The organism is Metabacillus sp. FJAT-52054 (assembly GCF_037201815.1).
Taxonomy (GTDB): Bacteria; Bacillota; Bacilli; order Bacillales; family Bacillaceae; genus Metabacillus_B; species Metabacillus_B sediminis.
The window spans coordinates 868,363-880,521 of the sequence record NZ_CP147407.1; the positions used below are offsets into that span (position 1 = coordinate 868,363).

Annotated in this window: 14 protein-coding genes; 13 read left to right on the forward strand and 1 reads right to left on the reverse strand. The window is 45.3% G+C overall.

What is annotated here, in order from left to right:
- Nucleotides 1–113: 113 nt before the first annotated feature.
- The 11 genes from yhbH (at nucleotide 114) to WCV65_RS04780 (ending at nucleotide 9,901) form a co-directional block, all read left to right on the forward strand.
- Nucleotides 114–1,283: a sporulation protein YhbH gene (yhbH, locus tag WCV65_RS04730; RefSeq protein WP_035404985.1), complete on the forward strand. Its 1,170-nt coding sequence runs from the start codon at nucleotides 114–116 to the stop codon at nucleotides 1,281–1,283.
- A 280-nt stretch (nucleotides 1,284–1,563) separates the two neighbouring features.
- Complete coding sequence (locus tag WCV65_RS04735; protein WP_338780450.1) at nucleotides 1,564–2,343, forward strand: hypothetical protein; 780 nt, start codon at nucleotides 1,564–1,566, stop codon at nucleotides 2,341–2,343.
- On the forward strand, nucleotides 2,291–3,250 hold the full coding sequence (locus WCV65_RS04740) for a sugar kinase (RefSeq protein ID WP_338780452.1): 960 nt from the start codon (nucleotides 2,291–2,293) through the stop codon (nucleotides 3,248–3,250). The genes WCV65_RS04735 and WCV65_RS04740 overlap by 53 nt, the downstream gene beginning before the upstream one ends.
- Entirely contained in the window at nucleotides 3,247–4,524 is a 1,278-nt protein-coding gene (locus WCV65_RS04745; RefSeq protein WP_338780454.1) for an MFS transporter, read from the forward strand. Before WCV65_RS04740 ends, WCV65_RS04745 begins: the two co-directional genes overlap by 4 nt.
- Before the next feature lie 15 nt (nucleotides 4,525–4,539).
- On the forward strand, nucleotides 4,540–5,178 hold the full coding sequence (locus tag WCV65_RS04750) for a bifunctional 4-hydroxy-2-oxoglutarate aldolase/2-dehydro-3-deoxy-phosphogluconate aldolase (RefSeq protein ID WP_338780456.1): 639 nt from the start codon (nucleotides 4,540–4,542) through the stop codon (nucleotides 5,176–5,178).
- Between the two features lie 106 nt (nucleotides 5,179–5,284).
- On the forward strand, nucleotides 5,285–6,292 hold the full coding sequence (locus WCV65_RS04755) for a LacI family DNA-binding transcriptional regulator (protein WP_338780459.1): 1,008 nt from the start codon (nucleotides 5,285–5,287) through the stop codon (nucleotides 6,290–6,292).
- 3 nt (nucleotides 6,293–6,295) lie between these two features.
- A complete protein-coding gene (gene hxlA / locus WCV65_RS04760) occupies nucleotides 6,296–6,937 on the forward strand; it encodes a 3-hexulose-6-phosphate synthase (protein WP_338780461.1) in 642 nt (213 codons plus the stop codon).
- Nucleotides 6,927–7,478 (forward strand): 6-phospho-3-hexuloisomerase, encoded by a 552-nt coding sequence (gene hxlB / locus WCV65_RS04765; protein WP_338780462.1) that lies wholly within the window; start codon nucleotides 6,927–6,929, stop codon nucleotides 7,476–7,478. Before hxlA ends, hxlB begins: the two co-directional genes overlap by 11 nt.
- Before the next feature lie 185 nt (nucleotides 7,479–7,663).
- Complete coding sequence (locus WCV65_RS04770; RefSeq protein WP_338780464.1) at nucleotides 7,664–8,461, forward strand: transporter substrate-binding domain-containing protein; 798 nt, start codon at nucleotides 7,664–7,666, stop codon at nucleotides 8,459–8,461.
- Between the two features lie 21 nt (nucleotides 8,462–8,482).
- Nucleotides 8,483–9,148 carry an amino acid ABC transporter permease gene (locus WCV65_RS04775; protein ID WP_035404974.1) on the forward strand — a complete coding sequence of 222 codons (666 nt, stop codon included), beginning with the start codon at nucleotides 8,483–8,485 and terminating at the stop codon, nucleotides 9,146–9,148.
- Nucleotides 9,149–9,160: 12 nt separating this feature from the next.
- Entirely contained in the window at nucleotides 9,161–9,901 is a 741-nt protein-coding gene (locus WCV65_RS04780) for an amino acid ABC transporter ATP-binding protein (protein ID WP_035404973.1), read from the forward strand.
- A gap of 162 nt (nucleotides 9,902–10,063) precedes the next feature.
- Here WCV65_RS04780 and WCV65_RS04785 read toward each other — a convergent pair whose 3' ends face one another.
- The gene (locus tag WCV65_RS04785) at nucleotides 10,064–10,486 is read right to left on the reverse strand and encodes a pyridoxamine 5'-phosphate oxidase family protein (RefSeq protein WP_338780467.1); all 423 of its coding nucleotides are present in this window, start codon (nucleotides 10,484–10,486) and stop codon (nucleotides 10,064–10,066) included.
- Between the two features lie 190 nt (nucleotides 10,487–10,676).
- Here WCV65_RS04785 and WCV65_RS04790 point away from each other — a divergent pair, with 190 nt between their 5' ends.
- Nucleotides 10,677–11,303, forward strand: a complete 627-nt coding sequence (locus tag WCV65_RS04790; RefSeq protein WP_338780469.1) for an FMN-dependent NADH-azoreductase — start codon at nucleotides 10,677–10,679, stop codon at nucleotides 11,301–11,303.
- 334 nt (nucleotides 11,304–11,637) lie between these two features.
- Nucleotides 11,638–12,111 carry a divergent PAP2 family protein gene (locus WCV65_RS04795; RefSeq protein WP_338780471.1) on the forward strand — a complete coding sequence of 158 codons (474 nt, stop codon included), beginning with the start codon at nucleotides 11,638–11,640 and terminating at the stop codon, nucleotides 12,109–12,111.
- The last annotated feature ends 48 nt before the right edge of the window (nucleotides 12,112–12,159 follow it).

Here is a 12,159-nt window from a genome sequence, read left to right on the forward strand (position 1 = left end):
AAAAAATCAGCCAACGGAGAGAAATTCATTCACCGACATCATATGCAATAGGCTCCAAATCGGTGATAGATGGCAGAGCAATTTTTAAAAAAAGTTTGGAGGGGAAGGGGAATATGTCAAAAGGAGACGCAAGCAACTTCGTCATTTCGAATGAAGATTGGTCCCTCCACCGCAAAGGCTATGACGACCAGCTAAGGCATCAGGAGAAGGTACAGGAAGCGATTAAGAACAACCTGCCTGACCTGATAACCGAGGAAAGCATCATTATGTCCAATGGGAAAAACGTAGTGAAGATTCCAATCCGGTCACTAGATGAATATAAGATTCGCTATAATTATGATAAAAACAAACATGTCGGGCAGGGTGACGGCGACAGCCAGGTTGGAGATGTGGTCGCACGGGACGGTTCGCAGCAAGGCCAGGGACCAGGAAAAGGCCAGGGAGCAGGAGATCAGGCGGGGGAAGATTATTACGAAGCCGAAGTGTCCATGATGGAGCTTCAGGAGGCTTTGTTCAGTGAGCTTGAGCTGCCCAACCTGAAGCGCAAGGAAATGGCAGAGAACGTTGTGGAGAATATAGAGTTTAACGATATCCGCAAAACCGGATTAATGGGAAATATCGATAAGAAACGGACGATGATGTCTGCTTATAAACGAAACGCAATGAAGGGAAAGGCGCAATTTTACCCGATCTATCCGGAAGATTTGAAGTTTAAGACTTGGAATGAAGTGATTAAACCTGAGTCAAAGGCAGTCGTTATTGCGATGATGGACACAAGCGGCAGTATGGGGTTATGGGAAAAGTACATGGCACGAAGCTTTTTCTTCTGGATGACGCGGTTTCTCCGTACGAAATATGAGCATGTGGAAATTGAATTTATAGCCCATCATACTGAAGCAAAGGTTGTATCTGAAGAGGACTTTTTCAACAAAGGGGAGAGCGGAGGTACGATTTGCTCCTCTGTCTACAGGAAAGCCCTTGAAATTATTGATGAAAAATACCAGCCTGCCCGTTATAACATTTATCCATTCCATTTTTCAGATGGGGATAATCTGACGTCCGATAATGCGAGATGTGTGAAGCTTGTCGGTGAATTAATGAAGGTATCCAATATGTTTGGTTACGGCGAGGTCAATCAGTATAACCGGCACTCGACCTTAATGTCCGCTTATAAAAACATCACCAATGAAAACTTCCGCTATTATATCCTCAAGCAAAAAGTCGATGTATTCCATGCGATGAAAAGCTTTTTCCGAAAAGAAGCAGCTGAAATGACCAGCTGATTTGGGGCCTTGCGTACATTGTGTATGCAGGGCTTTTTTTATAATTGACTCATTACCAAGCGAAGCAATCAAATGTGTATATAATTACCAACATAAACAGGAAGTGTTTACAGGCTGCCGCGCTGACGTGGCAGCCTGTTTCTTTTATATCCCAAACTGCTGCACCAGATTATGCAAAAACAGAACCATAAAAACCCCTTGTTAAAACGCTTACATTCTAATATACTGTTTAAAAACCGATTTACTAAACCGATTTACTAACGAATAGGGGGTGTTTACTTTGAGATCCATCGTCATCCCTTTCCATGCTTTGGATGGAGGGGAACTCCAGTTAGACAATCATGCCCAGCTTTTTCCGCTCATTCATTCAGTCGGAGCCGATGGAGCGGAAATAAGAAAGGAGCGTATGGGGGAAGCTGAATTGCCGCTTAAAGCGACCAAGGAAGATGTGTATTCGGTTCCGGCAGAGCTCTTTGATAAGAATGGCAGGCTAAACATAGAAATATTCCAATTAGCAGAGGAAATGAAGCTGCACGGTGCAGGAGCACTGAAGGTATCACTTGGTCATTATATTCCGGATGTATTTGAGATTGAGAGCTTGATAGAACTGATGTCTCATTTCCAACAATCCGAGGTTCTCTATGTTGAAAATGACCAAACATCCTACGGGGGAAAAATAACGCCGATGGAAGCATTTTTTGAAAGCGTTTCCTTTGCTGATTTGCCGATTGGCATGACGTTTGATACAGGGAACTGGCGGTATGCAGGAGAAGATCTGCTGGACGCAGCACACAGACTAAGCAAGTATGTTCGTTACATTCACCTGAAGGAGACGGTCATGGAAGGGAATCATCTGATTACCGCGCCTCCTGAACTGCATAAGGAGTCTTTGTGCAGCCGGGTTTTGAGCGTATTGCCTGAAAACTGTCCGATCGGACTTGAGTTCCCTATAAGAACAAAAGCAGAGGCTGTGAAATATGTTAACCATTTTAAAAGGAGTGAAAAAGATGCTGGATACAGTGACGTTCGGCGAAGCAATGGCCATGTTCATAGCCGATGATACAGGACCTCTTTATAAAGCAAAGCATTTCACCAGGTCTCTGGCGGGGGCGGAAACCAATACAGCGATAGGGTTTGCGAGGCTTGGCTTTAAAAGCGGCTGGGCGAGCAAGGTCGGAAGCGATGCATTTGGCGAATTTATTATGGACCGGCTGAAAAAAGAAGGCGTGAATGTTGACTGTGTTTTGACGGATTCCCGCTATCCGACTGGATTCCAGATTAAATCCAAGGTTTTAGAGGGAGATCCTGAGGTGCAGTATTTCAGAAGAGGTTCTGCAGCAAGCACCCTTTCACCCGAAGATGCCGACAGCCGCTATTTTCTTTCGGCAAAGCATCTCCATCTAACGGGGATTCCCCTAGCATTGTCTGAACAGACGAGGGCTTTTTCACATCATATCCTTACGCTGATGAAGGAAGCGGGCAAAACGGTTTCCTTTGATCCGAACCTGAGGCCATCATTATGGAACTCTCAGGAGGAAATGGCGAAGGAGATAAACAAAGCAGCATTCCAAGCAGATTATGTTCTGCCGGGAGTGGAAGAGGGACGTATTTTGACAGGATCGAGTCAGCCTGAAACAATTGCAGATTTTTACCTGGAGCACGGGGTGAAGGCAGTGGCCGTTAAACTGGGACCGGATGGAGCGTTCTTTAAAACAGCAGGGCAAAGAGGGCTTGTGGAAGGCTTCAAGGTTGATAGAGTCGTAGATACCGTCGGGGCAGGAGACGGATTTGCCGTCGGTTTTGTGAGTGGAATTCTTGAGGGGCTCCCAATGGAAGAGGCTGTTTTGAGAGGAAATGCTATCGGGGCAATGGCGGTCCAGTCAATCGGCGACAGTGATGGATACCCGGTTAGAGAAGAGCTCGAACGATATATGAAAGAGCATGTTAAGGAGGCTGATGAGGTATGAAAGGGACATTATCTAAACAGCGCTGGATTCGACTAATTCCAATTGCATTTATTACGTACAGCCTCGCTTATCTGGATCGGGCCAATTATGGATTCGGGGCAGCGGGAGGAATGGCAGAGGATCTGCATATCACGGCAGCGATGTCGTCGCTGCTCGGGTCGCTTTTCTTCCTGGGATATTTCTTTTTTCAAATTCCGGGAGCTCATTATGCCGAAAATAAAAGTGCGAAAAAGCTGATTTTCTGGTCGCTTATTTTATGGGGAGGACTGGCAACGGCGACAGGGTTGATTACAAACGTAAACCTTCTCATTGTCATCCGCTTTATGCTGGGAGTCGTAGAAAGTGCTGTAATGCCGTCCATGCTCGTTTTCTTAAGTCACTGGTTTACGAAAGAGGAGCGGTCCAGGGCGAATACGTTTCTTATCCTTGGGAACCCGGCGACCGTGCTGTGGATGTCGATTCTATCCGGATATTTAGTAGAATCCGTTGGCTGGCGCTGGATGTTTATTTTGGAAGGGCTGCCGGCAATAATCTGGGCATTCTTCTGGTGGAAGCTCGTTAACGATGAACCAAAGGACGCCAAATGGCTGAACGAGCAGGAAAAAAGAGACCTGCAAATCCAGCTGGATCAAGAGCAGCAAGGCTTGAAGCCTGTGAAAAATTACGCAGAAGCATTTAAATCCAAAACGGTTATTCTGCTCAGTCTTCAATATGCACTTTGGAGCATCGGGGTTTACGGGTTTGTGATGTGGCTTCCTTCTATTATTAAAGCAGCGCCGAACATGGATATTGTTACAACGGGATGGCTTTCATCTGTTCCCTATATTTTAGCCATTATCGGGATGCTGTCCGCATCTTATTTCTCAGATAAAACCCTTAACCGCAGTGCTTTTGTCTGGCCGTTCCTGCTGATTGGGGCACTCGCGTTTTATGGTTCCTATCTAATTGGAACGAGCAATTTCTGGCTTTCTTTTGTTTTGCTCATTATTGCAGGAGGAGCGATGTACGCCCCGTATGGTCCGTTCTTTGCCATCATACCGGAGATTTTGCCTCGTAATGTTGCAGGGGGCGCGATGGCCCTCATCAATAGCATGGGGGCACTCGGATCATTTGCAGGTTCCTACCTTGTCGGTTATTTAAATGGAACAACAGGAGGATTTGGGGCTTCTTATCTTTTCATGTCGGGTGCCCTGCTTCTGTCCGCGATTATTACGATTTTTGCCGTAAAGAATACAGCTGCAGCGAGACACCAATCTGCCGTTGAAAGCGCTTAACTGGAGGAATGGAAAATGAGAGCACATGCATTTCAGGAAAGCGGCGTTGTAGCCGTTATAAGAGGAGCGAATCCGGATACGATTGTTCCGATTGCTCAAGCCCTGAAGGATGGCGGGGTTACCGCCCTTGAAATTACGATGGAAAACCCGAAGGCAATCCAGGTGATTGAACGGTTAAACGAGGCGTTCAATGAAGAGGTTTTAGTAGGGGCCGGGACGGTACTGGATCCGGAGACGGCAAGAACAGCAATCTCAGCCGGAGCGAAATTTATTTTTTCACCAACTGTGAGCTTGGACACCATCCGTATGGCAAAGCGATACGGGGTCATCAGTGTACCGGGTGCAATGACCCCTACTGAAATTCTCACTGCCTATGAAGCAGGAGCAGATTTAGTGAAGGTATTTCCGGCAAATGTTTTGGGGCCGGAATTTTTAAAGGCAGTAGCAGGACCGCTTCCCCATATACCGCTCATGCCAACAGGCGGAATCGGACTCAATAATATGGAAGCCTTCCTAAAGGCGGGGGCAGCCGCGATTGGTGTGGGGAGCACACTGGTGAGCGTTGGAATGGCGGCTGATGGGGAAAGCCTGATCAAGCTTGCGGATCGAGCACGCCAATTCAGTGAATGTGTCCGGGGTTTCCAGGTGAAATGAAACTTGCGTGATGCGGCATAATCAGCTCGTCCTCTTCTTAGATGGATATCGACAGCGTGGAACAGTACAATAGAGGAAGAATCTATAGATAAGAGGACGGATTTAGATGAAACGCGTAACGATGGCAGATGTAGCCAAAGCAGCTGGAATCAGCAAAAGCACAGTTTCTCAATTTTTAAACGGACGTTTTGAATATATGGGCCAGGAAACGAAGGACCGAATCAAAAAAGCGATAGATGAGCTCGGGTATCATCCAAATTATGTAGCAAGAAGCCTGAAGCAAAAAAGAACGTCGCTTATCGGCATTATCGCCGCCAATATCGTCCATACCGTTTCGACGGAGATGAGCCGTGCCATCGAAGATTATTTTCAGGAAAAAGACATTCAGGTGATTTTCTGCAATTCTTATGAAGATCAGGATAAGGAAAAAAAGTATATCGACAGCATGAGAGCGAGACAGGTAGACGGACTCGTGATTTTTCCTACTGGGAAAAACCCTGAGCTCTATAAAAAGCTTGAGTCAGAGAAGTACCCTGTGGTATTCGTTGACCGCAAACTGGATGGGATCGATGTGAATACGGTGGTTGTCGACAACCGGGATGCAATGGATCAGGCTGTCGGTCACCTTTTGAAGGAAGGCCATGAAAAGCTTGCGATTTTAACGCCGCCTCCAACGATTTTTCCAAGAAGAGAGCGGGTGGCCGGATTTATAGAAGCACTTGAAAAACGAGGGGAACCGGTCAATGAGCATTTCATAAGATCTGTTGAAATTTCGGAGATGGTATCGGTCCTTGAAGAGATGTTTGCTAACGGAAAAGGGCCGACCGCACTCATTGCGGGAAATGATCTGACGTATTTTGAAGTGATGAAGTTCGCCCGTAAAAATGAAATCCGTATCAGCAGAGATCTCGCCCTCGTGGTCTTCGATAATATTGAAATGGCGGCCATATCCGAGCCTGCTCTCACGGTAATTGACCAGCCCGCCTACGAGATGGGTATGAAGGCTGCGGACTTATTATTCGAACAGATCAGCGGCAAATCTGATGAAAAGAGATTATTCGTATTCCAGACAGAGTTGAAGATTAGAGAATCATCAACCACGATCGGAGGATGAAACATGGAGCTGCAGCTTGCGCTCGACCGGCTAAGTCTGGAGGATGCAATTGATTTAGCAAGAAGAACAGACTACTTTACGGATTATGTGGAAGTGGGAACGTCCCTCATAAAGGAATTCGGAATGCGGAGTGTATTTGAGGTGAAAAAGGCCTGTCCGGATAAGCTGGTTATGGCAGATATGAAAATCATGGATAACGCTGTTTATGAATCAAAGCTCGCATTTGAAGCGGGTGCTGATCTTCTAACTGTTATGGGAGCAGCGCCGGTAGAAACTATTGAAATTTGCCTCAATGAAGCGGAAAAAAGGGGCAGGACGGTAATGATTGATTTGCTGAACACCGATTTAGAAAGAACAGCAAAAATTGTCCACTGCCCTGCCATCTTTTGTGTCCATACCAGCAAGGATTTGCAGGAAAGCGGAAATGGAAGCTTTGAATTTGAAGGTTTGTCTTTCTTGAAGGAGATGGGAGTGCGAACTGCGGCAGCAGGGGGCATTGGTGTCAAAAGCATTCCTTCCCTGCAAAAATCCGGAGTCTCAATCGTTATTGCCGGCTCGAGCATCACAAAAGCGGCTGATCCTTCAAGGGCTGCTGCTGAGCTGAAAGAAGCCTGTATGAAAGGAATGAGCAGCCTTGAATGTTAATGATATCGTTGCGGAAGTGGCTTCCGTTCTCCAGCAAACAGACAGTCAATCTGCAGAAAAAGCAGTGGAAAGGATCTACAGGGCAAAACGGATTTTTGTAGCCGGGGAAGGGCGCTCCGGTCTCATGGCTAAATCATTTGCTATGAGGCTCATGCACCTTGGTCTAGTCGTTTATGTCATCGGAGAAACGACCACTCCTTCTGTAAAAAAGGAAGATTTGCTTATACTTGTATCCGGCTCCGGAAAAACAAAAAGCGTGGAATGGCTTTCTGTAAAAGCAAAGGAGCTGGGGACAGAGCTCCTCGTTTTTACAGCGAATGCAGATACATTGCTTGCACAGAACGCCGGAGAAGAGTCGGTTGTGATTGTGCCGGCGGCTACGAAATACCGGAAGCCGGGAGAAAAGATGAGCATTCAGCCGCTCGGATCCCTTTTTGATCAGAGTATCCATTTGCTGTTTGACTGGATTTGCCTCAGCCTGTCTGAACGGAAGAGCCTCGATCATGATCAGGTTTTGGGGATGCATAGCAACATGGAATGAAAAGAGCCAGAGGGGATTCTCCCGGGCTCTTTTACTTTTGACCAACAATTAACATTACACACTATATACGAGATGGTTTACTGATCCTTTAATTCATTGCCTAGATTAAAATTTCAGAAAATTGGGTATGTAATACCAGTAGCTTACAAACCTGACCCATGACAGAAGGGAGAGAAGGTATTCGGATGAAGAAGGTATTGATATGGATGATAAGCGTTACGCTTATGATGGCCGTGCTTACAGGCTGTGCCGAAAAGGAAAAAGGTGAAGACGGCTTGGAGCTTGTGCATAAAGGCGAGTTTATCTTTGCCGCTTCCGGAGAATTCAAGCCATTTAGTTATGTCAAAAACGATATGACCATGACAGGCTTTGATGTGGAAGTTGGTAAGGCAATTGCAAAGGAACTCGGGCTAAAGCCGGTTGAAAAACGGATTAAATTTAAAGGAATTGTAGAAGGGGTAAAAACAGGAAGAGCCGATGTAGCGGTTGCGAGCCACACGATCAATGATCAGCGGGCAAAGTATGTTCGTTTTTCCACTCCCTACTATTACTCCGGACCTCAAATTTTCACGAGAAAGGACAGCGATATTAAAACAACCGCTGACTTGAAAGGAAAAGAGGTTGCTGCAGCAAAAGGATCTACATACGCTGACACAGCGAAGCAGTACACAGGAAACGTGAAAATATATGATAGTGACATAACTGCGCTGAAGGCACTTAGTGAAGGACGCCATGACGCCGTTATCACGGATTTTGTAACCGGCCGAAGCGCTGCAAATGAAGGCTTTAAAATTAAGGGCCAGCAGCTGATTGAACGGAGTGCCCAGGCAGTGGTCATCCCCGAGAACAATCCGCTGATGGAGAAGAAAGTGAATGAGGCGCTGGAAAACCTGCGCAAGGATGGAACATTAGCAAAAATCAGTATTAAATATTTTGGAGAAGACATTACAAAAGAAGAAGCAACGGAGAAACCAAAAAAATAATAAAGAGAGGGAGTCGGATCATTGCCTAGTTTGCCGCACTTTTTTCAAGTATTCGGAGAAAGCTATGATGTCTTTTTAAAGGCCATGCTGCTCACTCTGCAGCTCACGGTTGTATCAATCATCATCGGGATTTTTATCGGGTTGTTTTTTGCACTATTAAAAATTTCCAATATAAAGCCGCTGGGGTACATCTCGGATGCGTATATTTATCTGGTTCGCGGAACTCCGCTCATCGTCCAAATTTTCATCCTGTATTTCGGGATCAGCGGGATCTTTTTAATTCCGGATTTCTGGGCCGCATCGCTTGCGCTCGCTTTTCATAATGGTGCTTACATCGCCGAAATTTTCAGGGGTACCATTCAATCGATTGACAAAGGGCAAATGGAAGCGGGACGGTCTCTTGGAATGACCCGGTCGCTTGCGATGCGCAGAATTGTTTTGCCGCAGGCTTTCCGGCGTGCACTGCCGCCTCTTGGAAATCAATTTATCATCGGGTTAAAGGATTCATCCCTGGCCGCCTTTATTTCAATGAATGAACTATTCAATGTCGCGACAACGCTCGGTTCAAATAATTTTGATGAAATGACGTATTTGCTCATTGTCGCCGTTTACTACTTAATTGTCGTGGCAATTTTGACAATAGGTGTCAACCTGATCGAGAAAAAACTGGCTGTCAGTGACCGGTAGAAGGAGGCCATCATGGATAGGGAAATGATAAAAGCAGAAAAACTGAACAAATCGTTCGGAGAGCTTCATGTATTAAAGGATATTGATATGACGGTCTATGAAAGTGAAGTGGTTTGCCTGATCGGCGCCAGTGGATCAGGGAAAAGCACCTTGCTGCGCTGCCTCAATTTTTTAGAGAAGCGAGATAACGGCAAGATCGTCATTGAAGGCGAAGAAGTAACGAAAGAATCACATGATATTAATGAGGTCCGCCAAAAAGTCGGAATGGTGTTCCAGCATTTTCACCTCTTTCCTCATAAAACAGTGCTTGGTAACGTTATAGAAGCGCCGCTTATGGTGAAAAAAATGAAAAAAGAGCAGGCCGTTCAACTAGGCAAAGACCTTTTGAAAAAAGTAGGGCTTGAGGACAAAGCGGACGTTTATCCAAGCAAGCTTTCCGGAGGACAAAAGCAGCGGGTAGCCATAGCACGTGCGCTTGCAATGGAACCGGACATCATGTTGTTTGATGAACCGACTTCAGCGCTTGATCCTGAGCTTGTAGGCGAAGTGCTCGAAACGATGAAACAGCTCGCTGAAGAAGGGAAAACAATGATTGTCGTCACTCATGAAATGGGATTTGCACGTGAGGTAGCCGATTCCATCGTCTATATGCACGAAGGACGGATTGTGGAGAAAGGAACGCCGGATCAGTTCTTTGACAACCCGAAGGAAGAGCGCTCGAAGGAATTTTTGATGTCGACAACGTTTAAATAATGGTAGGAAGAAGCTTGAGGTGGAGCCTCAAGCTTTTTTGATGCATGGTGCAGAAGAGCCGGTAGTTCTTGAAGAAATTATGTAAAGCCTGGCTTCTGGTTTAAAATCTCCATAAAAAATGGGCGGACAATCAACTTGGATTGTCCGCCCATTTTAGGTTTATTATACTTCCAGTGTATGCGGCGGCTCGCCTTTTTTATTCATCAGCCTGATTTGATCCGGAGTAATTTTCAAAATAATGTAGTTATCATCATGAGGGCCGTCAAACCACATCTTCATATTGTCATCCCATAAACGCTGTTTAAGCTCCTCTGATTTCTCAATTGAAGCCTTGCCTTCAATTTCTACATACGTATCACCAAAACCTTCTCCATCATATCCAAGGAGGATATGAACATTAGGGTTCTCGTCAACTTCCTCCACTTTATGAGTCTCGATATCAGTAGGAGTATAAAGCGTTAGATTTTCATTGGAAAATGTCATATAGCGGGAATGCGGCTTTCCGTTTTTAACCGTAGCAAGCGTCCCGATTTTATTTTGGTCAATTAATTTTACGATTTGTTCTCTTAGTTGTTGCTGATCCATGATTATTTCATCCTTTCCATTGAGTAGCTTATTTTAGATTTACCCTTAATAGTTTGAGTTTAAAACCATGGAATGTTCAGCAAATCGATCTGGTTGACAGATGGGGAGGAGTAAGATAAAATAAACCTCGAAGTCGAGATACTTTAATAAAAAATATATAAAATGAAAATATTTGAAGGGGAGATAAATTATGGCAAACATTCTTTACGTAAAAGCAAATCCAAAAGGTGACGAAATGTCATTCTCAGCACGTGTAGCTAATACGTTCCTAGATGCTTATCAAACAGAAAACACAGGAGATAAATTGGAAACACTTGATCTTTACAATACAGATCTTCCAATGATTGACGCTGATGTTCTTGGCGGCTGGGGCAAACTTGCTGCAGGACAGGAGCTAACAGATGCTGAGAAAGCAAAAATCACCCGCCTTTCCCAGCTTGTAGATCAATTCCTTGAAGCAGACAAAGTGGTATTCTCTGCTCCAATGTGGAACTTTGGCTTCCCTCCATTGATGAAAGCATACATCGACGCAATCGCAGTAGCAGGCAAAACGTTTAAATACACTGAAAATGGTCCAGTCGGTCTTTCCGGCGACAAAAAAGTAGCTCTAATCGAAGCACGCGGCGGCGTTTATTCTGAAGGTCCGGCGCAGCCTATGGAACACACTGAAAGCTACTTCCGTGCAGTAATGAGCTTCCTTGGCATCAATGATGTGACAGTGGTTCTTGCTGAAGGAATGGCTGCAGATCCTGCAGCAGCAGATGAAATCTTCGGAAAATCTGTAGAAAAAGCAAAAGAAGCAGCTCTAAGCTTCTAATTATTTTAAAAACCGTCCGCTGGCAAAAGCGGGCGGTTTTTTTATGGAATATTTTAAGGGAGGAGGGTTTTACCAGCAGCCGCTGCACTTTCTATACCATCCGAAGCGCATCGAATACGAATCGAAGCAATCGGGTTTCCAGCCGAACCCCTTCAAATAAGAGCCGCATCCCCCACGTTCCCACCAGCCTCCAATTATCCTCAGCACTCATAAAAAACCGATCATTCCTCAACTAACCTGCAAAACAAATTTTACTCATGCCGAATTTCGGGTATAAGCAAATGATGGAAGTGCATAGTCGTCATCGAACAGTCTAAAACTAATCTTATGCGAGGTGAAGGAATTGATTAAGAATCGAGGAATTTTGACAGCATTAGCAGGAATAGGGATTGCACAGGGTTTGAAAATATTTGGCCATAAGAAGCTGACTGGAAAATGGGATTGGCGTCCGATGTTTACAACGGGCGGAATGCCGAGTTCCCACTCCGCAGGCGTATCTTCTCTTGCTACATATGTGGCGGCTAAAAATGGGAGTTCTTCCATTGAAACCGCACTGGCGGTTGTTTTTGGAATTATTGTGATGTATGATGCGCAAGGAATTAGAAGGCATACGGGAGAGATTGCTGCACTCGTCAATGATATTGATGCAGATATCGAGGTTCTCTCGGGGCATTTTCCCGGGCTGGGCCATGTAAAGCAAAAAGAAGAATTAAAAGAACTTTTGGGTCATCAGCCTGAAGAGGTCTTTTATGGAGCGATGCTTGGGGTTATTATAGGGCTTATTAGCGCTAGAACTGAATCGGAATAGTGAAGAGCCGGCTATTGCCGGCTTTTTCCATATAAAGGTTTTTCTATT